Here is a 24,870-nt window from a genome sequence, read left to right on the forward strand (position 1 = left end):
GCGCGCTCGTCCCGGGGGCCGGGGCCGGTCAGCGTGCTCGGTTCAGGGTCTGCAGGGCGGCTCTGAGGAGCCGGCCGATCTGCGGGGTCCCCTCGGCGGCCTCGGCCTGTGGGGCGACGGCGGAGACGGCCTCGTCGGCCTCGCGGGTCGCGTACCCGAGGCCGATGAGCGCGGCGTGCAGCTGCTCGCGCCAGCCGGCGGTGACCGCCGTGCCGATGGCCGGGCCACCGGGGCCGAGGGGCTCGCCGAGCCGGTCCTTGAGATCCAGCAGCAGCTTCTGGGCGCCCTTCTTGCCGATGCCGGGGACGGCGATGAGTGCCTTCTCGTCCCCGGTGGACACGGCGCGGCGCAGGGCGTCCGGGGTGTGCACGGCGAGCATCGCCTGGGCGAGGCGCGGGCCGACTCCGCTCGCGGTCTGGAGCAGCTCGAAGACCTGGCGTTCGTCGTCGTCGGCGAAGCCGTAGAGGGTGAGCGAGTCCTCGCGGACGACGAGGGAGGTGGCGAGCTTGGCCTGCCGGCCCATGCGGAGCCCCGAGAGCGTATTGGGCGAGCACTGGACGGCGATGCCGATGCCGCCGACCTCGACGACCGCGGAATCGGGGGCGAGGGCGGCGACCGGGCCGCTGACGAAGGCGATCATGCGGTACGGCCTTTCGATGCTTGGTGCGCGGCGTGCGCGGCTGCGGCCTGCTGAAGTCTGTTCTGCGCGACGGCCCGGTCGGGCCCGATCCGCGCGGCGGCCTGCTGGAGCCTGGTCTGGGCGGGGGCGCGCCAGATGTGGCAGATGGCGAGGGCGAGGGCGTCCGCCGCGTCCGCGGGTTTCGGGGGCTCGGCGAGCCGGAGCAGGCGGGTGACCATCGCGCCGACCTGGGCCTTGTCTGCGCGTCCGTTGCCGGTGACGGCGGCCTTGACCTCGCTCGGGGTGTGCAGGGCGACGGGGATGCCGCGCCGGGCCGCGCAGAGCATGGCGACGGCGCTGGCCTGGGCGGTGCCCATCACCGTACGGACGTTGTGCTGGCTGAACACCCGCTCCACGGCGACGTATTCGGGCTCGTACTCGTCGAGCCACTGCTCGATGCCCTGCTCGATGGCGACCAGGCGCAGGCCCAGCTCGGCGTCCGCGGGGGTGCGTACGACACCGACGCCGCGCATGGTCAGGGGCCGGCCGGCGACTCCTTCGACCACCCCGACACCGCACCGGGTCAACCCGGGGTCAACACCCAGCACCCGCAACCGAGCCTCCTTCGTTTTCCCCGGCCGCCGCCGGGAGGTTCCAAGAGATTCGTGCAGGCTATCGGGTGCCACTGACAGAGCGACGGGCCGACGGGTGTGTCCCGTCGGCCCGTCGCTCTGCGAGCACGCTCAGGCGTCGACCTTCTCCATGACCTCGTCGCTGACGTCGAAGTTGGCGAAGACGTTCTGCACGTCGTCGCTGTCCTCCAGGGCGTCGATCAGCTTGAAGATCTTCCGGGCGCCGTCCTCGTCGAGCTCGACCTGCATGGTCGGGACGAAGTTGGCGTCGGCGGAGTCGTAGTCGATTCCGGCTTCCTGGAGGGCGGAGCGGACCGCGACCAGGTCGGTGGCCTCGGACAGGACCTCGAAGGACTCACCGAGGTCGTTGACCTCCTCGGCACCCGCGTCGAGCACCGCGCCCAGGACGTCGTCCTCGGACAGCTCACCCTTGGGGACGATGACGACGCCCTTGCGGTTGAAGAGGTACGAGACGGAGCCGGGGTCGGCCATGTTCCCGCCGTTGCGGGTCATGGCGACACGGACGTCCGAGGCCGCGCGGTTGCGGTTGTCGGTGAGGCACTCGATGAGCACGGCGACACCGTTCGGGCCGTAACCCTCGTACATGATCGTCTCGTAGTCCGCGCCACCGGCCTCGAGACCGGCGCCGCGCTTGACCGCGGAGTCGATGTTCTTGTTCGGGACCGAGCTCTTCTTGGCCTTCTGGATGGCGTCGAACAGCGTCGGATTGCCGGACACGTCGGCGCCGCCCGTGCGGGCCGCGACCTCGATGTTCTTGATCATCTTCGCGAAGAGCTTGCCGCGCTTGGCGTCGATCACGGCCTTCTTGTGCTTCGTCGTAGCCCATTTAGAGTGGCCGGACATCTGCCTGTCTCCTTCGCGTAACCCAACCTGTACGGACTCCCCCAGACATTGGGAGCCTGGGAAGACCCCACAGATCCTACAAGGACGCCGGTGTCCGGTTCGCGCGCACCATGTCGACGAACAAACCGTGAACACGGTGGTCGCCCGTCAGCTCCGGGTGGAACGACGTGGCGAGCGCGTTTCCTTGGCGTACCGCGACGATGTGGCCCTCGTGCTCGGCGAGCACCTCGGCCTCGGCGCCCACGGACTCGACCCAGGGTGCGCGGATGAAGACGCCCTCCACGGGATCGCCCTCGACGCCGCGGACGTCGACCGCCGCCTCGAAGGACTCGTTCTGCCGTCCGAAGGCGTTGCGGCGCACGATCATGTCGATGCCGCCGATCGTCTCCTGGCCCGAGCGCGGGTCGAGGATCTTGTCGGCGAGCATGATCATGCCGGCGCAGGTGCCGTAGACGGGCATGCCGTCGCGCACGCGCGCGCGGAGCGGCTCCATCACTCCGAAGAGGACGGCCAGCTTGGAGATGGTGGTGGACTCGCCGCCGGGGATGACCAGACCGTCGATCTCCGCGAGCTCCTCGGGGCGCCGCACCGGCCTGGCCACGGCGTCCGCCGCGGCCAGGGCGATGAGGTGCTCCCGTACGTCGCCCTGGAGAGCCAGGACGCCAATGACAGGAGTGCTCATGTGACTACCAGCCGCGGTTGGCGTAGCGCTCGGCCTCGGGGAGCGTGTCGCAGTTGATGCCGACCATGGCCTCGCCGAGGTTGCGGGACGCGTCCGCGATGATCTTCGGGTCGTCGTAGAAGGTGGTGGCCTTCACGATGGCGGCAGCGCGCTTGGCCGGGTCGCCGGACTTGAAGATGCCGGAGCCGACGAAGACGCCCTCGGCGCCGAGCTGGCGCATGAGCGCGGCGTCGGCGGGGGTGGCGACACCACCGGCGGAGAACAGGACGACCGGGAGCTTGCCGAGCTCGGCGACCTCCTTGACGATCTCGTACGGGGCGCGCAGCTCCTTGGCGGCGGCGTACAGCTCGTTGTTGTCGAAGCCGCGCAGCCTGGCGATCTCGTTCTTGATCTGGCGCAGGTGGCGGACGGCCTCGACGACGTTGCCGGTGCCGGCCTCGCCCTTGGAGCGGATCATGGCCGCGCCCTCGGCGATACGGCGCAGGGCCTCGCCCAGGTTGGTGGCGCCACAGACGAAGGGGGTGGTGAACGCCCACTTGTCGGAGTGGTTGACCTCGTCGGCCGGGGTGAGGACCTCGGACTCGTCGATGTAGTCGACGCCGAGGGACTGCAGGACCTGGGCCTCGACGAAGTGTCCGATGCGGGACTTGGCCATCACGGGGATGGAGACCGCGTCGATGATCTCCTCGATCATGGTCGGGTCCGACATCCGGGCCACGCCGCCGTCCTTGCGGATGTCGGCGGGCACCCGCTCCAGGGCCATGACGGCCACGGCGCCGGCGTCCTCGGCGATCTTCGCCTGCTCGGCGTTGACCACGTCCATGATCACACCGCCCTTGAGCTGTTCGGCCATGCCGCGCTTGACGCGGGCGGTGCCGATCGCGGCGTTCTCAGAGGACTGGGCGGAGCTGGAGAGCGTGCTGGACACGGGTTGACCTCACTCGGTGAAAGAGGATTTCTACAATTCCGAGGAAACGCGAGGTGACCAGTCCACTGCAAGGGCCAATGGGGAGACGGTGGATCGTTTTCGTCCCCGCCCACCCCTGTACATCAGGTCGTCGGGCGGTCCGCCAGGGCCGTCGGGGGCTCGTCGTCCATCTCGAAGGCCATCGGGAAGGGGGCGTGGCCCGCGAGGTGGAACCAGCGGACCTTGCGGTGGCGGCGCAGGGCACGAGCGGCGCGTACGGCGTCGTTGTGGAAGCGCCGCGCCATCGGCACCCGGCGCACGGCCTGGGCCAGCTCACCGGCCGCTTCCTCGCCGCCGGGCACCTGGCGCACCGCCTCGACCTGCTGCACCTCCCCGAACACCGCCCGCAGGGCCTGGCTCAGCTCGCTCTCGGCCACCTCACGCTGCTCCTCCTCGGCCTGCCGGGCCGCGTGCGCCGCTTCGTAGAGCACGATCGAGGCGGCCGGGTCGAGCACCCCGGACGTGGCCAGCTCCTGCGTCACGGAGGCCCGGCGCAGCAGCTGTGCGTCGAGGGCGGCACGGGCGGCGTCGATGCGGGCGTGCAGCCGGTCGAGACGCCCGGCGGTCCAGCTCAGGTAGAGGCCGATCACGACGAGGCCGACGAGGATCCAGATGAGGGTTGCGGTCACGGGCGGAAGGCTACCCGTGCGTGGTCACGGGTCCCTCAGGCCCCGTGCGTGACGTGAACAGCCCCGTCGGGTCGGGGAGTCGGACCGTGCCCGGCGGGGCGGCAACACGGGGGCCGCCCGCCGGGAGGCGCGGCCGAGCCACGAACCAACGCCGGGCCCCGTTCCTCGCGGTCCGGCGCCAGGGCGGCGGCGCCCAGGGAGCCACCGCACGGCAGGGTGTGGGCCGAACCGTCGTGTTCAGCCGTTCCCGGCTCGGTGGGGCGGACTGCTTCCCGTCCGCGAAGCGGATCGGCCTTCCCGCGCGCGGGAGTGCGGTTCCGCGGGGCCGCGCGCGGAAGGGCGGGGCGGGGCGGGGTTCGGCCCGGGTGTCCGGGGTCCTCAGTCCCGGGCCAGCCCGAAGCGGGCGCGCAGGCCGGTGCGTTCGTCCGTGGCCACCGCGGCCGCTCCGTCGGTCACCGTCTCGTACACGGACAGGATGTCCGCGCCGACCGTCGACCAGTCGAAGCGCCGTACGTGGGCGCTCCCCCGCTCGCGGAGTCCGGCCCGCCGCTCCGGGTCGCCGAGCAGGCGGACCGCCGCGGTGGCGAGGGCGTCGGCGTCCTCGTTGGCGAACAGCTCGCCCGCCGCGCCCTGGTCGAGGACCTGGGCGAACGCGTCGAGATCCGCGGCGAGCACGGGCGCTCCGGCGGACATCGCCTCGACCAGGATGATCCCGAAGCTCTCGCCGCCCGTGTTGGGCGCGACGTAGAGGTCGACGCTGCGCAGGAAGCGGGCCTTGTCCTCGTCGCTGATCATGCCGAGGAACTCGACGCGCGAGCGCATCTCGGCGGGCAGCGACTGCACGGCCTCCTTCTCGTCGCCGCGTCCGGCGACCAGCAGTCGCGTCTGCGGACGCTCGGCGAGGATCTTCGGCAGGGCCTTCATGAGCACCGGCAGGCCCTTGCGGGGCTCGTCGATGCGGCCGATGAAGCCGATGGTGTCGCCCTGCCACTCGGGCTTGGGCTTGGCACGGGCGAAGAAGTCGACGTCGACGCCGTTCGGGATGACGACGGCGTCGCCGCCGAGGTGTTCGACGAGGGTGCGCCGGGCGTACTCGCTCACGGCGATCCGCGCGCTGATCTTCTCCAGGGCGGCCTGGAGGATCGAGTACGCGGCGACCATCGCCCTGGAGCGCGGGTTCGAGGTGTGGAAGGTCGCGACGATCGGGCCCTGCGCGGCCCAGCACGTCAGCAGGCCGAGCGACGGCGAGGACGGTTCGTGGATGTGGACCACGTCGAAGGTGCCGTCGTGCAGCCAGCGCCGTACCCGGGCCGCCGACAGGAAACCGAAGTTCAGCCGCGCCACCGAGCCGTTGTACGGCACCGGGACCGCACGGCCCGCCGAGACGACGTACGGCGGCAGGGGGGTGTCGTCGTCCGCGGGGGCGAGGACGGAGACCTCGTGCCCCAGGCCGATGAGGTGCTCCGCCAGGTCGCGGATGTGGAACTGGACGCCGCCCGGAACGTCCCAGGAGTACGGGCAGACAATGCCGATCCTCACGGGGTCCTCTTCTCGGGATCCTGCGCGGTGGACTCCATTGGAGCCTTCCCGGGGTCGAGGTCCTTGAGCCACAAACGCTGCAACATGTGCCAGTCCTCCGGGTGGTCGGCGATGCCTGTGGCGAAGGCGTCGGCCAGCGCCTGTGTCATGACAGACGTCTTTTCGGCACGGGTGCCTGACGCGGGGACCTCGACGGGCGGATGCACCCGGCCCCGCATCACGGGCGAGTCGTCGTACCAGAGCGTCACGGGCAGGAGGATGGCGCCGGTCTGCTGGGCGAGCAGGGCCGGTCCCGCGGGCATCCGGGTCGCCTCGCCGAAGAACTCCACCTCGACGCCCGACGCGGACAGGTCTCGTTCGGCGACCAGGCAGATCAGTCCGCCGTCGCGCAGGCGCCGGGCCAGCGTGCCGAACGCGGTACCACCGCTGTGCGGCAGGACCTCCATGCCGAGGCCCTCGCGATAGGCGACGAAACGGTCGTACAGGGACTCGGGCTTGAGTCGCTCGGCGACGGTCGTGAACGGCGTCCGCAGCTTCGTGGTGACCCAGGCGCCCGCGAGGTCCCAGTTGGCCATGTGCGGGAGGGCGAGGATGACACCCCGGTCGGAGGCGATGCCGTCCGTCAGATAGTGCACGTCCTTGATCTCGAAGCCGTTCATCACCCGCTCCTCGCTCCACGCGGGAAGCCGGAACGACTCCATCCAGTAGCGCAGGTACGAGCGCATGCCGGCCTTCGAGAGCTCGGCGAGCCGCTCGGGTGTCGCGTCCGGCACCACGCGCGCGTAGTTGTCCTCCAGACGCTGTACGCCCTTGCCGCGCTTCTTCCAGGCGAGGTCGGCGATCGTGCGGCCGAGGCGCACGGCGACCGGCTCGGGCAGTTTCTTGACGGTGCTCCAGCCGGCGGCGTAGGCACCGTCGACCAGCCTGTCCCGGAGGCTGGTCACGAGGTGGCCTCACTGTTCTGGGCGGCCGCGGCGTCCGCCTCGGCGGCTTCCCGGCGGACGGTGACGACGCGCTGGATCAGCGTGACGAGGCTGCCGACGGCGACGATCCACAGCGCGATGGGCAGCAGCACCTGGATGCCGGGCACGCCGAACGTGTGGAGGCCCGCCAGGCCGGCCGCGACCAGCGAGATCACCAGCCGCTCGGCACGCTCGACCAGGCCGTTGACCGCGACCGGCAGTCCGATCGACTCGCCGCGCGCCTTGGTGTACGACACGACCTGGCCGCTGGCGAGGCAGAAGATCGAGACGGCGCACAGGGCGTTGTCGTCGCCGTTGCCCGCGTACCAGAGCGCGAAGCCGCCGAAGATCGCGCCGTCGGCGACCCGGTCGAGGGTGGAGTCCAGGAAGGCGCCCCAGCGGCTGGAGCGGCCGAGCTGGCGTGCCATGTTCCCGTCGACCAGGTCGGAGAAGACGAAGAGCGTGATGACGATCGTGCCCCAGAAGAACTCTCCCCGGGGGTAGAAGACCAGCGCGCCCGCCATGACTCCGGCCGTGCCCAGGAGGGTGACCGTGTCGGGGCTTACCCCCCGGCGGATGAGAAACGCGGCGAACGGTGTGAGGACACGCGTGAAGAATGCACGCGCGTACTTGTTCAGCATGGCCTTCCCGAGGTTCGGTGTCGCCGGGCGGCCCCTGCTGGCCACCGGCTGGCCCATCGTAGCCACGCGTGCGCTTGTGCGATGGTCGGGCACCCGGACCCCCGTGTCACGACGCGATGCCATCGGTGTCACGGCGCGATCGCGTCCCCTGTATGGACGCACAGTGACGCGAGTGCAAAGCTCGAAGACACCGCGGGCGTCACCGGAGCCGCCGCCGCTGGGGGTACCTCCGGAGGGAGTCTGGGGGAGGCTTCCGCATGTCCCGCGCCCACAGTGACCTCACCTTGCACGGGAGGCAAGGCCATGGGCGACAAGGCGAATGCACACTCCGGAGCCGCCGGCAGGGCTACGGCGGCCGACCACCCCGCGTCCGTACGGAATGTGGTGCTGGTCGGCCACAGCGGATCGGGCAAGACGACATTGGTGGAGGCTCTCGCGCTGACGGCGGGAGCGGTGAACCGGGCGGGCCGCGTGGAGGACGGCGGCACCGTCTCCGACTACGACGAGATCGAGCACCGGCAGCAACGCTCGGTGCAGCTCTCCCTGGTACCCGTCGACTGGGACGGATACAAGATCAATATTCTGGACACCCCCGGGTACGCCGATTTCGTCGGGGAGTTGAGGGCCGGTCTGCGAGCGGCGGACGCGGCCCTTTTCGTCGTCTCGGCGTCGGACGGCGTGGACGGCTCGACCCGGATGGTGTGGGAGGAGTGCGCGGCCGTCGGCATGCCGCGGGCCATCGTGGTCACCCACCTCGAATCGGCCAGGGCGGACTTCGAGGAGATGACACGGATCTGCGCGGAGGCGTTCGGCGGGGACGACCCCGACGCCGTACTGCCGCTCTATCTGCCGTTGCGCGGCGCCGAGGCACCGGACGGGCACGCGCCCGTGACCGGCCTGATCGGACTGCTCACGCAGCGCCTGTTCGACTACTCCTCCGGGGAGCGCAAGGAGGCCGAGCCCGGACCCGAACAGCAGCCGCTCATCGAGGGGGCCCGCAACCGGCTGATCGAGGGGATCATCGCCGAGAGCGAGGACGAGACGCTCATGGACCGCTACCTCGGCGGCGAGGAGATCGACCTCACGACACTCGTGCAGGACCTGGAACGGGCCGTGGCACGCGGGAGCTTCTTCCCGGTGCTGGCCGCGGCTCCGGCCGCCGAGGGCGCCCGGCAGGGGCTCGGCACGGTCGAGCTCCTCGAACTGGTCACGGGCGGCTTCCCCACCCCGCTGGAGCGCCCCGCGCCCACGGTCACCACGCCGGACGGCGCCGCGCGCGAGGTGAAGGCCTGCGATCCGGACGGGCCGCTGGTCGCGGAGGTCGTGAAGACCGCGTCCGACCCGTACGTGGGACGGGTCTCCCTGGTCCGGGTCTTCTCCGGAACGCTGCGCCCGGACGCGACGGTGCACGTCTCCGGGCACGGGCTGACCGACCGCGGACACGAGGACCACGACGTCGACGAGCGGATCGGCGCCCTGTCCTCCCCGTTCGGCAAGCAGCAGCGCACCCTCACGCACTGCATCGCCGGCGACCTCGCCTGTGTGGCGAAGCTGAACCGCGCCGAGACGGGAGACACGCTTTCGGCCAAGGACGACCCGCTGCTCATGGAGCCGTGGCGGATGCCCGACCCGCTGCTGCCGCTCGCCATCGAGGCGCACAGCAAGGCGGACGAGGACAAGCTCTCCCAGGGGCTCGGCCGGCTGGTCGCCGAGGACCCCACGATGCGCCTGGAACAGAACCAGAACACCCACCAGGTCGTCCTGTGGTGCCTGGGCGAGGCACACGCGGACGTCGCCCTGGAACGGCTGCGCAACCGGTACGGCGTGCAGGTCGACGTGGTCCCGCACAAGGTCTCCCTGCGCGAGACGTTCGCCGGCTCGTCCGCAGGGCGCGGACGCCACGTGAAGCAGTCCGGCGGGCACGGCCAGTTCGCGATCTGCGAGATCGAGGTCGAACCGCTGCCCGGTGGCTCGGGCATCGAGTTCGTGGACAAGGTCGTCGGCGGCGCGGTGCCGCGCCAGTTCATCCCGTCTGTCGAGAAGGGCGTGCGCGCCCAGGCCGCCAAGGGGGTGGTCGCGGGCTATCCGCTCATCGACGTACGGGTCACGCTGCTCGACGGCAAGGCGCACTCGGTGGACTCCTCCGACGCCGCGTTCCAGACGGCGGGCGCGCTCGCACTCCGAGAGGCGGCCCGCGACGCCACGATCCATCTCCTGGAGCCGGTCGCCGAGGTGACCGTCATGGTCGGCGACGACTACGTGGGCGCGGTGATGAGCGACCTGTCGGGACGCCGCGGCCGGGTCGTCGGCACCGAGCAGGCGGGCGGCGGGCGCACGCTCGTACGGGCCGAGGTGCCGGAGATCGAGATCGGACGGTACGCCGTCGATCTGCGGTCCGTCTCGCACGGCACCGCGCGCTTCGACCGGCGGTACGCGCGGCACGAGCCGATGCCGCAGCAGATCGCCGATCGGCTCCACGAAGAGGTCCCGGGTACCTGAGGGTTGGGGGATTCATCCGTCGGCGGACGGCTTCTGCCGTCCGCCGACGAATGTCGGTCGCGGCCGTTACTCTGAGAACCTGATCAAGACGAAGACCTGATCAACAGGTGTGCGGGGCACCGAAGTCGGGAAGGCCGCAGGAGCGGGTGCGGCGGCGATGGGGGCGGAAGTGGCGTTCGACGGTTTCGATTTCACTCCCGGGGCGCAAGTGCCGCTCACGGGCTCCGCGGGGCAGACGGCGGCGAGCTACGCCCTGGCCTCGGCTGCGTACCGCGACAGTCCGGTGGAGGAGATCCTCAAGGCCGACAACGAATGGCACCAGTCCACCGTCAAGGCCGGCCGGATCAAGCTGTTCGCGCCGAATCTCGGCGAGGCCTTCGCGGGGGCCGTCACGGCCCGCATGCTGGGCGCGGGCCGCAAACCGCTGATCCAGTCCTTCGGCACCGAGCCCCAGGTCGTCGTGGAGCACTGCCTCGCGGCGACCAACATCCGCCGGGACCGCGACAACTGGCTGTCGGCCGTCATGGTGCTCTGCGGACTGCTGTTCCTGCCCGGACTACTGGTGTGGCTGCTGGTCTTCCAGATCCGTACGCAGATCGCCAAGCGCGAGGACAAGCGCGCCTCCGCGCTCGGCACGACGCTCCTGGTCGCGGTCGGCGCACTGGCCGTCCTCTTCCTGCTCCGTATGCCGTTCACGGGCTTCTGGGCCTGGTACGCGCGCGCCGCGGTGGTCCTCCCGGTCGTCGGCTGGCTGTGGGCGAAGCAGATCTGCGAGCGCACGGCGAAGGATCTGCGGGCGCGCTGGGACAGCCTGCTGTCGGGCGGTGGCCTCGGCGCCAAGATTCCCGAGGCGGTCCCCGGCAGCCCCGGTGAGACGGCGGCGGAGCGGCTGCGTCAGGCCCTCGCCCGGCTCACCGCGGAGCAGCAGTCCAACTCGGTCTTCTACGCGGGCCCCAAGGGCATACTCGGCATGGGCACCCGCTGGGGCAGCTGGCAGCTCGCCGAGGATCTGGTGGCGCGGGACGCGGGCAAGGAGATCCACCCGTTCCGCAGCTGGGACGTCATCCGCAACATCCACGACCAGTTGCGCATGCTGGAGCGCGGCCCGCTCAACACCGGTGGTTTCCCGGCGCCTTCGATCAAGCACTGGGTCGTCACCCCCATCGGCGAGAAAGCGCAGGCGGTGTCCCGGCCGGGCGGCACGGACGTGGACGCCTACACGATCAAGACGCACGCCATACAGGACATCTGCAACAAGCAGCAGTTCGGCAGCGGCGACCGGCACTACCTCGGGGTCCAGTGGACGCTCTGGGACGGCCAGTTGATCATCACCATGCTGATCACGGTCACCGTGCTGCACCAGACGCTGCGCATCGAGGTGACCGGGCATGCGCTGGGGCCGGTGAACTCGCTGTTCACCACCAAGCCGGAGGCCCCGACCAAGGAGGTCGCGAAGGCCGTCAAGTTCTGGGAGACCCGCAAGGTGAGCCTGCCGCTGGTCACCACGGACGAGGTCGTACGGCTCGCGGCGCGGGCGCCCCTGACCTGGTATCCGCCGCTTCTGAACTGGCTCGGCGGGAGTCTGACGCTGCCCGAGCCCTTCGGACTGCGGCACGCCTGGGCCGATCAGCCGTGGCGGCACCGTTTCATGGCGGACGACGCCTTGCGGGCCGCGACGCCCGTGCTGCGTGTGGTGCACTCGGCGGCGATCAAGGTCCTCGATGAGAACGGCGTCGACACGGAGAAGTTCGGCAACCGCTCGGCCTTCCTCAGCACGTCGGTGCAGGATGCCTCGCCGCGCAAGGCCGACCTGTACGACGCCTAGCCGCGCGGCAGCGGGGCCCGAGGGCCGACCGCCGTACGCCGTACGCCGTCGGTCCCGCGGAGGACGGGGCGCCCGCAGAAGGCGCCCCGGGCCGGGCTACACGGTGGGCCAGGCCTCGGCGAGCATCTTGCGGGTGTCCGCGAGGAGTTGGGGCAGGACCTTGGTGTGGCCGACGACCGGCATGAAGTTGGTGTCGCCGCCCCAGCGGGGGACGATGTGCTGGTGCAGGTGGGCGGCGATGCCGGCGCCCGCGACGGTCCCCTGGTTCATGCCGATGTTGAAGCCATGGGCGCCGGAGGCGGTGCGCAGGGCGGTCATGGCCTGCTTGGTCAGCTCACCGAGTTCGGCGGTCTCCGGCGCGGTGAGGTCCGTGTAGTCGGCGACGTGCCGGTAGGGCACGACCATCAGGTGCCCACCGTTGTACGGGTAGAGGTTGAGCACCGCGTACACCTGCTCGCCGCGCCTCACGATCAGCCCGTCCTCGTCGGACTTGGCCGGGATCGAGCAGAAGGGACAACCGTCGTCGGCCCCCGGACCGGTCGGCTTGTTCTCGCCCTGGATGTAAGCCATCCGGTGGGGCGTCCAAAGGCGCTGGAACGCGTCCTGCGTTCCCACTCCGATCTGCTGCTCCGGCTCACTCGTCATGTGTTGCAGCATATTGCTTCGCCCGTTCGCGGCGTGTCGGCGGGTGCCGCGCAAAGGCGCCTGCGGCGAAGCTGTGGCCATGGACGACGACAGCCCGACGACCCGCTGGGAGCAGCGCACCGAGGTACCGCTGGGGGTCGCGTCGCTGCTGTTCCTCGCCGCGTACGCGGTCCATGTGCTGGCGCACGGTCTGCCTCAGGGAGGACGGGATGCCTGCCTCGCGGTGATCGCTGCCACCTGGGCGGCGTTCCTCGTCGACTACCTGGTGCTCTGGCGGCTGAGCGGACAGGGCTACCGGTTCGTCCGGACCCACTTGCTGGACACCGTGGTGCTCGTCCTGCCGCTGCTGCGGCCGTTGCGGGTCGTCAAGCTCTACGACGCAGTGCTGCGGCGCCGCGGAGAGCCTCGCCTCCCGCTGTACGCGCGGGTGATGTTCTACGCGGGCGTCGCGGTCCTGCTGCTCGGCTTCGCGGGTGCCCTCGCCGTCTACCAGGCGGAGTACCAGGCACCGCACGCGACGATCGTCACCTTCGGTGACTCGGTGTGGTGGGCCGCCTCCACGCTCGCGACGGTCGGGTACGGGGACGTGACGCCGGTGACGCCGAGGGGGCGCACGATCGCGGTCGGCATGATGGCGTGCGGTCTGGCGCTGCTCGGGGCGGTGACGGGATCGTTCTCGTCGTGGCTGTTGCAGTCGTTCGCGCGCGAGGGCGACGAGAAGCCCCCGGGGAGCTGAGCTTCCCGCGGGCTTCGTGCCGTGAGCCGATCGAGCCCGCCGATCAGACCTGCGCGCGCTCCTCGACGACCTTCGCGATCTTGGCGATGGCCTCGTCGAGGGGGATGCCGTTCTCCTGGGAGCCGTCGCGGTAGCGGAAGGAGACGGCGCCGGCCGCCATGTCCTCGTCGCCCGCGATGACCATGAAGGGCACCTTCTGCTTCTGCGCGTTGCGGATCTTCTTCTGCATACGGTCCGAGGACGCGTCGACCTCGACGCGCAGACCCTTCTTGCGGGCCTCGGCGGCGAACTTCTGGAGGTACTCCACGTGCGCGTCGCCGATCGGGATGCCGATCGCCTGGACGGGCGCCAGCCATGCCGGGAACGCGCCCGCGTAGTGCTCCAGGAGCACGGCGAAGAAGCGCTCGATGGAGCCGAAGAGCGCACGGTGGATCATGACCGGGCGCTGCTTGGTGCCGTCGGGACCCGTGTACTCCAGGTCGAAGCGCTCGGGCAGGTTGAAGTCGAGCTGCACGGTCGACATCTGCCAGGTGCGGCCGATGGCGTCCTTGGCCTGCACGGAGATCTTCGGCCCGTAGAAGGCAGCGCCGCCCGGGTCCGGGACCAGCGGGAGGCCCTGCTTCTCGGCGACCTGGCGCAGCGTCTCGGTGGCCTCTTCCCAGACCTCGTCCGAGCCGACGAACTTCTCCGGGTCCTTGGTGGACAGCTCCAGGTAGAAGTCGGTCAGGCCGTAGTCGCGCAGCAGGTTCAGGACGAAGGTGAGCGTCTTGTCGAGCTCCTCCGCCATCTGCTCCTTGGTGCAGTAGATGTGCGCGTCGTCCTGCGTGAAGCCACGGGCGCGGGTCAGGCCGTGCACCACGCCCGACTTCTCGTACCGGTACACGGTTCCGAACTCGAAGAGGCGCAGCGGCAGTTCACGGTACGAACGGCCGCGCGCGTCGAAGATCAGGTTGTGCATCGGGCAGTTCATGGGCTTGAGGTAGTAGTCCACGCCCTCATCGAGCTGCATGGGCGGGTACATGCCGTCGGCGTACCAGTCCAGGTGGCCCGAGGTCTCGAAGAGCTTCCCCTTGGTGGCGTGCGGGGTGTAGACGAACTCATAGCCCTCTTCCTCGTGCCGGCGGCGCGAGTAGTCCTCCATGACCCGGCGGATGATGCCGCCCTTGGGGTGGAAGACGGCGAGGCCGGAACCGATCTGGTCCGGGATGGAGAACAGGTCCAGCTCGTTGCCCAGCTTGCGGTGGTCGCGCTTCTCGGCCTCGGCGAGGAAGTCGAGGTGCGCCTTCAGCTCCTCCTTGGAGGGCCAGGCGGTGCCGTAGATGCGCTGGAGCATGGGGTTCTTCTCGCTGCCGCGCCAGTACGCGGCGGCGTTGCGCATCAGCTTGAACGCCGGGATGTTGCGGGTGGTGGGCAGGTGGGGACCGCGGCAGAGGTCCTTCCAGCACAGGTCACCGGTCTTGGCGTCGAGGTTGTCGTAGATGGTCAGCTCGCCGCCGCCCACCTCGACGTCCGCGCCGTCGTCCGAGGACGCGGAGCCCTTGATGCCGATGAGCTCCAGCTTGTACGGCTCCGCGGCGAGCTCCTCGCGGGCGCCCTCGTCGGTGACGACGCGGCGGGAGAAGCGCTGCCCGCGCTTCTGGATCTCCTGCATCTTCTTCTCGACGGCCTTGAGGTCCTCGGGCGTGAACGGCTTCTCGACGTCGAAGTCGTAGTAGAAGCCGTCCTTGACCGGCGGGCCGATGCCCAGCTTGGCGTCGGGGAAGAGCTCCTGCACGGCCTGGGCCATCACATGGGCGGTGGAGTGGCGCAGGATGTTCAGGCCGTCCTCGGAGGAGATCTCGACGGGCTCGACCTCCTCGCCGTCCTGCACCTCGTACGCGAGATCCCTCAGCTCGCCAGCCACGCGGGCCGCGACGATGGTGCGCTCGCCGGTGAACAGGTCGGCGGCCGTAGTGCCCGTCGTCACCACGCGCTCTTCCCGCTCGGAATCGCGTTGGATGATCACACGGACCTCTGACACCGGACTCTCCTGACTGAAGGCGACTCCACACCACATACGGCATGGCATGGCAATGCCCCGAATCCTACCGAGCCCGGGGTCCCCTCCGCGAAACGGTTGTGGACAGTGCGCCGTCAGTCCCCGCTGCACGCCTCCTCGAAGAAGTCCAGATTCTCCTGCAGCGACTTCATCAGCCGGTCCCGCTCCGCCTCGTCCACCTGTACGGGTACGACACCCGAGGCGTCCGTGAGCCTGCGGAAGCCCCCGCGGCTCTCCAGCCGCCCGTGCACCCGCACCGGCAGCCCGACGAGATGGGCCTGGCCCGCTATCCGGTACGCCTCCTCGTCGAGGGTCATCCGGACGTGCGGGACCTCGGCGCCCGCGATCACCCGCAGCCGTACGGTGCCCTCCCCGCGCGGACCGGACCTGCGCATCCGGACCACGGCGCCGGTGATGCGCACGGGCACGGACGGCTCCTCGCGCAGATATCGGGCGCCCGCCTCGCGCAGCACGGGCAGGTCGCCGGGCGAGAACTCGACGGGCTCGGCGGGGTGCGCGCCGCCCTCGGGGACGCCCGCGGCGGGTGACCACTCGACGGTGATCCGGGCGCCCTCGGTGCCGCGGACGAGCGCCACCAGGGATTCCATCAGTTCATGGCTGACGCCCGCCTCGACGGCCGCGTCGAAGGCGTCCATGCCGCCGGTGGCCCGCTGGTAGTCGATGGCCTCGCGAGCGGCGCACAGGGCCTCGTGCAGTCGTACGGTGAGCGGCCGGCCGGCGGTGACGGGCACGAAGGCGGTGAGGCGGCGGCCGCCCGGTTCGGCGCCGACCAGGACGTTCTCCAGGGAGGCCGCGGCGGACCTGCGGTGGCGGGCGCCGTAGTAGCCGGCACGCGCGCGTGTGGCGAGCGCGCCCGCGAGCATCATCTGGCGGGCGGCGCCGCGCAGCTGCTCCTCGACGGTCCAGGGCGCGGCGCCTACGGGACCGGTCGGCACATCCCGCCACCAGCGGATCTCGTCGCTGGGCACGGCGAGGGCGAGAAGCACGTCGCGCGCCGACGGGGAACCGCTGCGGGCGAGCGCGACGAGGGCCTCGCCGAGGAGGTCGTCGCTGTCGGGGAAGGCCCGGTTCTCCGGCACCAGCAGGCTGGTGCCGCCGCCCCCGGGCCCGGGTGGGGTCCATCGGCCGTACCGTCCGGCCGCTCCCCCGCGGCGCTGCCAGCCGTGTCGCCGCAGCAGCGCGCCGAGGACGGCCGGGTCGACCTGGTCGGGGTTCGGCGGATCGTTCCAGAAGGCTTCGGCGGGATGCGGCCTGACCGGCCGGAGTCCCTCGTCGATCGGGCGGTGTGTCATGGTCTGCCTCCCGTCCCGACCCTCGTCATGATCTCGCAGAGGGCCCGGTCGTCGAAGATCCGGGCCGTCGGGATCCGGACGGTGGTCCGGCGCCGGCCCGTGATGGCGTGCCCGGCGAGGTTGATCCAGTAGCAGCAGTGCCTCAGGTCGAGCCGGTCGTGGCTGGCGCGCAGCCACTCGTCCTGGGATCTGGGCACGAGCATCACGACCAGGATCTTGTGCACCGAGACCGGGGTGCGCGCGAGCTTCGCCAGGTGCTCGTTGTCGAGCGTGAAGGAGAAGGCGGGCCCCGGAGGGTTGGGCGGAATCTGGTACGTGCACTTGAGCTGCACCTTGATGGTGACTTCGTCGTCGACCGTGTGCCCGGGGGCGCTGTGGCTGACGTGCCAGTCGATGCCGTTGTCGGGAAACGGCTGGGACAGCGAACAGCCCGCGGCCGCCGCGACCGCGTGCAAGTAGCCCACCTGCAAGGTCTCCATGCAGGCGGTGGTGGCGAGCGATCCGCGATGGGGTGCCGTCCGCTGGGGCAGCAGCCCGCCCCGTTCGGGCTGCGCGAGTGCCATGAGCCCAACAGCCTTCCAAGCTTGGTGTATCCCCGCGACGGGCCGCTGAACTGCAAAGACCCGTACCTCCGTTGTCTCCTTCCGGCGTACGGCGCAAACAGCCCGGGTATCACCAAACAGGCAGAAGACGGTGCGTCAGCTGCCGTGGGTGAACGAGGAGTTGTGTGCGTATGACGTGCTGGTACGAGGGCCCTTTGGCCGCGTTCGACACGGAGACCACGGGCGTGGACGTCGAGACCGACAGGATCGTGTCGGCCGCCGTCGTCGTCCAGGACGCCGCGGGTTCCCGTCCGCGGGTGACCCGATGGCTGGTGAACCCTGGAGTGCCGGTGCCCGCGGGGGCGACGGCGGTGCACGGGCTCACGGACGAACATCTGCAGCGCAACGGCCGCTGGCCGTCGCCCGTGATGGAGGAGATAGCCCGGGAACTGGGCGAACAGGCCACGGCGGGCCGCCCGCTCGTGGTGATGAACGCCCCGTTCGATCTGACGCTTCTGGACCGGGAGTTGCGCAGGCATCGCGCTTCGTCCCTCGACCACTGGTTCGAGTCGACATCGCTGCGCGTGCTCGATCCCCGCGTCCTCGACAAACATCTGGACCGCTACCGCAAGGGCCGCCGCACCCTGACCGATCTGTGCGCGCACTACGACGTGGCGCTGGAGGGCGCGCACGACGCGGCGGCCGACGCGCTGGCCTCGCTGGAGGTGGTCCGTGCGGTGGGGCGCCGCTTCGCGGGCCGTCTGGAGCGGCTTTCGCCTGCCGAGCTGCACACCCTCCAGGCGGTGTGGCACGCGGCACAGGCGCGCGGGCTGCAGGCCTGGTTCGCGCGCAGCGGTACACCGGAGGCGGTGGATCCGGCGTGGCCTCTGCGCCCGGGTCTGGCGGCGGCGGCCTGACCAGGCGTGATGCCCGCGAGCACAGCAAAAAAACCGGTCCGTCTATGACGGACCGGTTCTTTTCCGGGTGGGCGATACTGGGTTCGAACCAGTGACCTCTTCGGTGTGAACGAAGCGCTCTCCCACTGAGCTAATCGCCCGGGAACGGACTGAACAATACAGGTCCCGGCGGGTGGGGTTCAAACCGCTTCGAGGTAGGCCCTCAGTCCGCGCCGTCCCGCGCGCATCATCAGGGCGTGGTTGGCGCGGAAGAAGGGGCGTCCCGGCACGGCGAGCCGCCGCAGCAGCGGCGTGGTCACGTGCACCTCCTGGTCGTACCGGGCGCGGGTGCCGGGGCCGGCCGCGTCGAAGGTCCAGCGCGCCCAGCCGTCGAGGTCGCCCGACATCGCGATCTCCAGGACACCGGCCGCCGGGTCCCGACGCGCCGCACGCGCGGTGATGGTGATGTCGTACGGCAGGACCGAGCGGATCCGGATGACGCCGCTGCGCTCGTCCACGGGGGTCACCTCACGCACCTGGGGCCACCAGCGCGGGTAGTTCTCGGCCTGTTCCAGGACGACGTACACGTCCGCGGGAGGCGCGGGCAGCTCCCAGACGGTGCGGAAGCGGTAGTGGCTCCAGTCCATGGACCGAGTGTGCCCGCCGGCGGACCGGATGTACCGACCCTGCCCTCCGCCGATCTGAGTACGGCGTGAGTACGCGCACTCATGCCCGGGGACGTGACCGGAACCACACTCCGGAGTATGACCCAGATCCCGTCCCCGGCCGAGGAGTTGCGGCTCCTCGACGCCGAGCTGCGGCAACTCGACGCGCGCCGCGCCGTGTTGCTGACCCGCCGCGCCTGGCTGGTCCACGCGCTCCAGGCGCCGGTACGGGCCCCGCGCCCGGCATCCCCGGCAGCCCTGGCCCGTCGGCCCGAGACCACGGCACCCGGTGTGCAGAACGCGCTCCTGCTCCTCGGCGGCATCCTGCTGACCATCGCCGCCGTCGCGTTCACGCTCGTCGGCTGGGGTCACCTGGGGATCGCGGGGCGGTCGTTGGTACTCGGCGTGGTGACGCTGGCCGCGCTCGGCTCGCCCGTACTCCTGCTGCGGCGCGGGCTGCGCTCGACCGCGGAGGCGCTGGCGGGGCTCGGCCTCGCGCTGACGGTCCTGGACGCGTACGCGCTGTACGCGGTGGCGCTCCCCCACACGGACGGCGTCGGTTACGCGGCGCTCGCGTCGGCGGTGCTGGCCGCCGCATGGGCGGCGTACGGGCACACGCTGGGCGCGCCGCACCGGACGGCAGACCCGAGGACCGCCCCGACGGCCCCCACGGGCACCACGGAGCCGTCCGCCGCGGGCGCCGGACAGGCATCGGCCACGAGCGGCACCGGACCGCGGGAAGCCGACCCCGACACAGTTACAGGCACGGGCACCGGACCGCAGGCGTCCGGAGCCGGTGTACGTCTGCCGCTGCGCCTGCCGCTGCCCGCCGCCGTGGTCGCCGCGCAACTCCCGCTGCTCCTGTGGGCGGTGGCCGCCGCCGCAGGCGCCCACGCCATCACGGCCGCGCTGCTGGTCACGGCGGCGTTCGACGCGCTGCTCGCGCTGCGCATGCCCTTGCGGTCCGTCCGCGTCGTCGCCGCCGTCGGGGCGTACGGCCTGGGCGGCTGGGGCACCTTCGCCGCCGGCTGGCTGTCCTGGACGGCCGCCGGCCCGAGCGCCGCCGCCCGTGCGGCGGCGCTCCTCCTCCTTGCCGCGTCGATCGCCCTGACGATGGCGTGGGGCGCCCCGAAGACAGGCGTCGCGACGGGCGTCACGACGGGTCTCGCGACGGCCGGAGGCCTGATCACCGTCGTCGCTTTCGGCGGCGTGCTGCGCACGTCCCTGCCCGGCGAGTGGACGGTTCCCGGTCATCTGGCGTGCGGGATAGCCTTGTTGGCCGTCGCCCGGACGGGGCTTCCCACGCCTCTACGCCGGGGGATCGCCCTGGCCTCCGGCTGTGTGGGCGCCCTCGCGGTGGCGTGGGCGCTGCCCGTGGTCGTGATCACTCTGCTGGGACCGGTCGCCCGGGTGGGCTCGGTCTGGTCCGGAGCTCCGGCGAGCGCGCGGGACGCGGTGGCGAGCACCCTGCCCTGGCCCTCGGACGCGGTCACGGCACCGCTCGTCCTCGCGCTCGTCGCCGCGGTCCTGGTGGTGGCCGTCCACTCCGCCGAATGGCGTCCGCAGGCCCTGGTCTGCGCGCTGACGCTCACGTGGGCGACGGTGTTCCTCCTCCCGGCGACGCTCGAACTCCCTTACGTGGCCGGGCTGTCCGTGCACGGGCTCACGACGGTGGCCCTGCTCGGGTACGCCCGCCGGACACACCCTTCGGTGACGGCGCCGGTGCTCGCCCTGCTCACCTCCCTCAGCCTCGCGTTCGCCGCGCTGGCCTCCGAGGCCGCGACGCTGACCGTGCTCGGCGCGCTGACCGTCCTGTTCGCGGCCGCCGCCCGGCAGCCCGGCCTCGGCCCGGTCGCGGCACCCGCGTCGCTGGGGTACGCCACGGGCCTCGCCTGCGCGGCGGGCGCGTCCCTGGGCTGGCAGCCCCAGTACACCGCGCTGCTCGTGCTGCTGGTGCCGGTGGTCGCGGCGCTGTCGGCCGCGCGCGTCGGCGACGGACCGACGACGGTGTCGGTCGAGATCACCGGTGCCGTCGCGGGGCTGCTCGCCATCGCGCTCACGGTCACCGATCCGGCCCTGCTCGCCACGGTCCTGGCCCTGTGCGGGGTGATCGCCTCGGGCACGGCGGTACGAGAGGACCGGCGCCCCGTGGGATACGCGGCAGCCGCGCTGTTCGTGCTGGCCGCCTGGGTGCGGCTGGCAGCGTGGGGCATCGGCTCCCCGGAGGCGTACACACTGCCGGTGACCGTTCCGGCGCTGCTCGTGGGCGCGTTCAGGGGCCGTCGGGACACGGCGGTGTCGTCGTGGACGGCGTACGCGCCGGGCTTGTCCGTCACGCTCGTGCCGAGCCTCTTCGCGGCATGGGGCGACGCGCAGTGGCCGCGCCCGCTGTTGCTCGGCGCGGCGGCGCTCGCCGTCACCCTGCTGGGCGCCCGGCACCGCCTGCAGGCTCCGCTGGTACTGGGCGGCACCGTCCTCGCGCTGGACGCCCTGCACGAACTCGCGCCGTACATCGTCCAGGTGGTGGACGCGCTCCCCCGTTGGATGCCTCCCGCACTGGCCGGTCTGGTACTGCTCGCGCTGGGTGCCACGTACGAGCAGCGGATCCGCGACGCACGGCGAGTGCGGGAGGTGCTGGGGAGGATGCACTAGGGACCGGTCACGAGGGTGCGGTCACGAGGGCATCCTGTCGCCGAGGAGTGCCAGGTTCTCGATGGCGGCGAGGCCGTAGAGCGCTGTGTCGTTCGTGTAGACCCAGTTGGCCTCGCTGCCCGGCACCAGCGTGACGGGGCCGCTCAGCTTCTCCGTCTTCCAGGGCGAGGACTCGGTGTAGCCGTCGGAGCTGTAGAACTTCGTCCACGCGCGCGTGGCGAGCTTCGCGTCGCCGGTCTGCACGGCGGCGTACGCGTCGAGGCGCGAGTGGCCCTGGAAGAGCAGCAGGGTGCCGAAGTTGGTGCCGTACCGGCCGGCCTGCTCGGCCTTGGTGGCGTTGAAGTAGCGGCAGTAGTCGAGGTAGGCCTCCTTGAAGGCGGGCATGTCGACGAGATCGATGAGCTCGGCGCACAGTTCGTTCAGGCCGAAGACCGCGGAGAGGTGCGAGACGCCGACCACGGGTTCCGCGGCGACGGCGAACCGGCCGGTGTCCAGGTCGTACAGGCCGGTGCCCTGGACGAATCCGTTGGGCTGCGCGGCGATGGTCTCCATCGTCGACAGCACACGCGCCTTGGCCTTCTCCCACTTGGGGCCCTTGCGCTCCCACTCGGTCAGCCACGCCGAGACGAGCCCGCTCCAGTCCGTGCCGAAGCCGATCGACAGCGCGTGCCGGTCGGGCGTGTAGGGCTCGGTGCGGATCTTGCGGATCGGGTCGAGGACGAGGAAGGTCTCGTCGGAGTCGACGTTGGCGTGCATGAGGTCGCCGACCCGCTCGTCGGCGGTGAGGAAGTAGTAGTAGCGCCGGTAGGTGGTGTTGGCGATGCGCTGCTGTTTGGCGCTGTCGGCGTAGTGCTGCACACCGTGCCGGGTGCCGAGTCCCGCCCACTGACCGAGGTGGTAGACGTCGACCTCGCCGGTGTGCCGGGTCATCGCCTCGGCGAAGCGGAAGATGTCCGCGCGGCCGCTGCGGAGGTAGGCGAACCACAGCCAGAGGTCCGGCGACAGTTCGGAGTTGTCCCAGGCGTAGCCGCCGACGTCGTAGCGCCACTGGTGCCGGACCGGGTCGTACGAGTGCATGATGTCGCCGTAGTCCCAGAAGCCGTACCAACGGCGCATCTCCACCTGGTCCTTGTAGTAGGTGAAGAGGAAGTCGAGGTGGTCCTCGATCTTCGCCTTGGCGGGCGTGGACCGGTCGGGCTCGGAGTAGAGGCCGGGGCCGAAGACCTGCGCCCCGATGAGCTGCTTGGGCGGGGCGGCGAGCTGGGGCAACACGCGTACGGCGTCGACCTGTTCGGCGAACTTCTCGGGCGTGGGTGTCGACTCGTTGGCCCAGAAGAGCAGTTCGGAGGTGCGGGCGATGCCGTAGGGGGTTCCGAAGCCCGGCTCGTAGTCCTCGTAGGTGATGTTGAGGCCTTCGAGCTGTTCGGCGTAGGTGTCCTGACCCATGCCGTCGTGGTAGAAGCGCAGGTCCATGGGCTGTGCCTCGGGCGACCAGAGCCAGAGGGTGACCTCGGCCTCGTCGGTGTGGGCGTCCCGGATGTCGAGCTGGGCGGGGAACTTCTCCCAGAAGTCCCGCAGTCCGAAGGAGAATCCGCCGCTCGGCCCGCCGACGTAGCCGAAGCCGGAGGCGCGTCGGCCGCCGCCGGCGCCGATCCAGCCGTGCCCCTTCTTCGTGCGCTTGCGCAGGGTGAAGCCGTCGGCGGAGAGCTGGGAGAGGGTGTAGTCGCCCCACTCGGGGATGTACTGGAGCCGGGTGGTGACCCGCTGGTCCCAGGTGGACGGGTCGGGCAGCTTCTCCCCCGCGAACTGGGCGGCCTGGACGGCCGCTCCGGGGTCGCGGCGCAGACCGGTGACGCCCTTGACGGCCTCGCGCAGCAGACCGGTGCCGTCGCCGCCGATCCGGATGTGCCGGTCGTAGGCGGCGTCCCGCATCGGCACGGTGAAGCGGACGCCGAGCCCGCGGACGAAGTCGCCGCTGCTCTTCCCGGGCTCCTGCTTTCCGTCGAAGGTGATCGTGTGCACCATGCGGAAGGAGTCGGCGCCCGCGTAGAAGTAGAGGCGGACCGAGAACGGCAGCCAGCTCCGGTCGCCCTTGCGGTGTTTGCCGTCGACGCGGACGACGGCCCGCACCGGGCCCTCCTGTTCGACCTCGACCGCGGAGATCGCGCTATCGAAGCGCTCGGACTTCTCGGCGCCCTGGTCCTCGTCCTCGATCTCCGGCCGGCGGATGAGGACGAGGCGGCCGTTCCTGGCGATCTCGGTCGTGCCGCGTGTCACGGACTTGACCAGCGTGGAGCCGCTCGTGCCGATCTTCGCGGTGATGACGCCGGTCGATACGCCGATGGTGCCGCCGCTCCTGTCGACGGTGACCTTCCGCTCCGGCGCGGCGGGTTCTCCCGCTGTCAGCGTGAGTTTCCCGGTGTCCGAACTCACCGCGTGCGCGGTCCATTTGAGGGAGCCGTCCGGCCAGTAGGCGATCGGCCAGGACTGCACGGGGACGGCCTTGCCGTCGGCATCCGTGAGCGCGAACGTCTGGTCCTGCTGGTACGTGCCCTTCGGCCAGGGAACGCCGACGGTGGAGCCGGGGGCGGCGCCGAGGCCGCCGTCCTCCAGCCAGTCCAGGGTCACCGGATCCGCGTCGGCGGACTCGGCTCCGGGGGCGGCCTGCGCGTTCGTGGTTCCCAGGGCCCAGCTGAACTGGGCGGCGGCTCCGGCGACGGCGGCCGCCTTGAGAAGGGACCTGCGGGGGATGGGGGACATGACCTTTCCTTTCCGTACGGGATGGTCAGGGGCATGACAGAGCCGAAGCGAGGGGCGAGGGCATGGTGGAGGGAGGCCGGGCGCTCAGGACGCCGGCCCGGGGTAGTGCGGACTCATCGGCGCCGTCGGCGCTCCTCGACGGCGACGGCCGCCGCCGCGACGGCCCCCAGGACGGGGACCGCCAACGGCGCGACGAGCAGGGCGGAGCAGGCCACCACGACCAGCCCGCCGACGAGCAGGAAGGACCCGGCGGGATCGAGGACGGTACGGCGCCCGGCGTCCGCGAGCAGGTCGCGCCACAGCGCCCCCGGCTCCCACACCGCGGCCGCGCGCAGTCCTGCGACGGCTCCCCCGATCAGCGCGAGGAGCCCGACGGCCCCGACGAGCGGACCACCGGGGATTCCGGCGCGCACGGCCTGGACGTCCACCCAGACCGCCGCCGCCCCGGCCCATCCGGCGACGCCGACGAGCCAGCCGCCGCGGACGGCCGCCCGGAAGTCGGTCACGAACTCCCGTGCACCGCCGCCCTCATGAGCCGTACGCCGGCGCAGATGCCGCGCGCCGGCCGCGAACGCGGCGGGAACGGTGACGAGGGGCAGCGAGGCCACCGCGATCCACACGCCGGTGAGCAGACACTCCGCGAAGACGGCGAACCTCTCGGCGAGGACGGATTCCCGAGGTGCCCTGCGGGCCTCGGCCGCCCTGCCGCGCCGCGTCGCACCGTTCCGCCGCATCGCACCGTTCCGCCGCGTCGCACGGCCCCG

The 24,870-nt window shown here is 71.2% G+C and carries 21 protein-coding genes and 1 tRNA gene; 5 read left to right on the forward strand and 17 right to left on the reverse strand.

All coding sequences use genetic code 11. The features are described from left to right. Positions 1-28: 28 nt before the first annotated feature. From ruvA to pgsA, 9 genes are all read right to left on the reverse strand, one after another. Positions 29-640 (reverse strand): Holliday junction branch migration protein RuvA, encoded by a 612-nt coding sequence (ruvA, locus tag ABZX90_RS18085; RefSeq protein ID WP_351130317.1) that lies wholly within the window; start codon positions 638-640, stop codon positions 29-31. Beyond that, entirely contained in the window at positions 637-1,233 is a 597-nt protein-coding gene (ruvC, locus tag ABZX90_RS18090; protein WP_355205953.1) for a crossover junction endodeoxyribonuclease RuvC, read from the reverse strand. Before ruvC ends, ruvA begins: the two co-directional genes overlap by 4 nt. 129 nt (positions 1,234-1,362) lie before the next feature. Further along, a complete protein-coding gene (locus ABZX90_RS18095) occupies positions 1,363-2,115 on the reverse strand; it encodes a YebC/PmpR family DNA-binding transcriptional regulator (RefSeq protein WP_355205956.1) in 753 nt (250 codons plus the stop codon). A 76-nt stretch (positions 2,116-2,191) separates the two neighbouring features. Beyond that, positions 2,192-2,797 carry a pyridoxal 5'-phosphate synthase glutaminase subunit PdxT gene (gene pdxT / locus ABZX90_RS18100; RefSeq protein ID WP_351130312.1) on the reverse strand — a complete coding sequence of 202 codons (606 nt, stop codon included), beginning with the start codon at positions 2,795-2,797 and terminating at the stop codon, positions 2,192-2,194. A 4-nt stretch (positions 2,798-2,801) separates the two neighbouring features. Continuing rightward, positions 2,802-3,725, reverse strand: a complete 924-nt coding sequence (pdxS, locus tag ABZX90_RS18105) for a pyridoxal 5'-phosphate synthase lyase subunit PdxS (protein WP_351130310.1) — start codon at positions 3,723-3,725, stop codon at positions 2,802-2,804. A 122-nt stretch (positions 3,726-3,847) separates the two neighbouring features. Further along, positions 3,848-4,393: a hypothetical protein gene (locus tag ABZX90_RS18110; RefSeq protein ID WP_351130309.1), complete on the reverse strand. Its 546-nt coding sequence runs from the start codon at positions 4,391-4,393 to the stop codon at positions 3,848-3,850. Positions 4,394-4,771: 378 nt separating this feature from the next. Next, a complete protein-coding gene (locus ABZX90_RS18115) occupies positions 4,772-5,932 on the reverse strand; it encodes a glycosyltransferase family 4 protein (protein ID WP_351130307.1) in 1,161 nt (386 codons plus the stop codon). Continuing rightward, positions 5,929-6,876: a phosphatidylinositol mannoside acyltransferase gene (locus ABZX90_RS18120; protein ID WP_351130305.1), complete on the reverse strand. Its 948-nt coding sequence runs from the start codon at positions 6,874-6,876 to the stop codon at positions 5,929-5,931. The genes ABZX90_RS18115 and ABZX90_RS18120 overlap by 4 nt, the downstream gene beginning before the upstream one ends. Then, positions 6,873-7,592, reverse strand: a complete 720-nt coding sequence (pgsA, locus tag ABZX90_RS18125) for a phosphatidylinositol phosphate synthase (protein WP_351130362.1) — start codon at positions 7,590-7,592, stop codon at positions 6,873-6,875. Before pgsA ends, ABZX90_RS18120 begins: the two co-directional genes overlap by 4 nt. Positions 7,593-7,838: 246 nt before the next feature. Between pgsA and ABZX90_RS18130 the strand changes: the two genes are divergently transcribed. Continuing rightward, the gene (locus tag ABZX90_RS18130) at positions 7,839-10,034 is read left to right on the forward strand and encodes an elongation factor G-like protein EF-G2 (protein ID WP_351130304.1); all 2,196 of its coding nucleotides are present in this window, start codon (positions 7,839-7,841) and stop codon (positions 10,032-10,034) included. A gap of 157 nt (positions 10,035-10,191) precedes the next feature. After that, the gene (locus ABZX90_RS18135; RefSeq protein WP_351130302.1) at positions 10,192-11,859 is read left to right on the forward strand and encodes a hypothetical protein; all 1,668 of its coding nucleotides are present in this window, start codon (positions 10,192-10,194) and stop codon (positions 11,857-11,859) included. A 96-nt stretch (positions 11,860-11,955) separates the two neighbouring features. Here the strand turns inward: ABZX90_RS18135 and ABZX90_RS18140 are convergent, their stop codons facing one another. Then, positions 11,956-12,516: an HIT domain-containing protein gene (locus tag ABZX90_RS18140; protein WP_351130300.1), complete on the reverse strand. Its 561-nt coding sequence runs from the start codon at positions 12,514-12,516 to the stop codon at positions 11,956-11,958. Between the two features lie 67 nt (positions 12,517-12,583). Between ABZX90_RS18140 and ABZX90_RS18145 the strand changes: the two genes are divergently transcribed. Next, a complete protein-coding gene (locus tag ABZX90_RS18145) occupies positions 12,584-13,240 on the forward strand; it encodes a potassium channel family protein (RefSeq protein WP_355205964.1) in 657 nt (218 codons plus the stop codon). Between the two features lie 43 nt (positions 13,241-13,283). Here the strand turns inward: ABZX90_RS18145 and thrS are convergent, their stop codons facing one another. From thrS to ABZX90_RS18160, 3 genes are all read right to left on the reverse strand, one after another. Next, positions 13,284-15,260 (reverse strand): threonine--tRNA ligase, encoded by a 1,977-nt coding sequence (gene thrS / locus ABZX90_RS18150; RefSeq protein ID WP_351130296.1) that lies wholly within the window; start codon positions 15,258-15,260, stop codon positions 13,284-13,286. A 113-nt stretch (positions 15,261-15,373) separates the two neighbouring features. Further along, positions 15,374-16,591, reverse strand: a complete 1,218-nt coding sequence (locus ABZX90_RS18155; RefSeq protein ID WP_355205968.1) for a hypothetical protein — start codon at positions 16,589-16,591, stop codon at positions 15,374-15,376. Next, the gene (locus ABZX90_RS18160) at positions 16,588-17,154 is read right to left on the reverse strand and encodes a DUF4365 domain-containing protein (RefSeq protein WP_355205971.1); all 567 of its coding nucleotides are present in this window, start codon (positions 17,152-17,154) and stop codon (positions 16,588-16,590) included. The genes ABZX90_RS18155 and ABZX90_RS18160 overlap by 4 nt, the downstream gene beginning before the upstream one ends. Before the next feature lie 170 nt (positions 17,155-17,324). Between ABZX90_RS18160 and ABZX90_RS18165 the strand changes: the two genes are divergently transcribed. Beyond that, positions 17,325-18,050: a 3'-5' exonuclease gene (locus tag ABZX90_RS18165; protein ID WP_351130293.1), complete on the forward strand. Its 726-nt coding sequence runs from the start codon at positions 17,325-17,327 to the stop codon at positions 18,048-18,050. Between the two features lie 68 nt (positions 18,051-18,118). Here the strand turns inward: ABZX90_RS18165 and ABZX90_RS18170 are convergent. After that, positions 18,119-18,190, reverse strand: a tRNA-Val gene (locus tag ABZX90_RS18170). A 39-nt stretch (positions 18,191-18,229) separates the two neighbouring features. Further along, entirely contained in the window at positions 18,230-18,676 is a 447-nt protein-coding gene (locus ABZX90_RS18175) for an SRPBCC family protein (protein WP_351130291.1), read from the reverse strand. Positions 18,677-18,793: 117 nt separating this feature from the next. Between ABZX90_RS18175 and ABZX90_RS18180 the strand changes: the two genes are divergently transcribed. Continuing rightward, positions 18,794-21,346, forward strand: a complete 2,553-nt coding sequence (locus ABZX90_RS18180; protein ID WP_355205975.1) for a hypothetical protein — start codon at positions 18,794-18,796, stop codon at positions 21,344-21,346. 21 nt (positions 21,347-21,367) lie between these two features. Here ABZX90_RS18180 and ABZX90_RS18185 read toward each other — a convergent pair whose 3' ends face one another. Next, entirely contained in the window at positions 21,368-24,106 is a 2,739-nt protein-coding gene (locus ABZX90_RS18185; RefSeq protein ID WP_355205978.1) for a Tat pathway signal sequence domain protein, read from the reverse strand. Positions 24,107-24,219: 113 nt separating this feature from the next. Next, on the reverse strand, positions 24,220-24,840 hold the full coding sequence (locus tag ABZX90_RS18190) for a hypothetical protein (RefSeq protein WP_355205981.1): 621 nt from the start codon (positions 24,838-24,840) through the stop codon (positions 24,220-24,222). Between the last annotated feature and the right edge of the window lie 30 nt (positions 24,841-24,870).

This window comes from Streptomyces sp. NPDC002935 (assembly GCF_040611295.1).
Classification (GTDB): Bacteria; Actinomycetota; Actinomycetes; order Streptomycetales; family Streptomycetaceae; genus Streptomyces.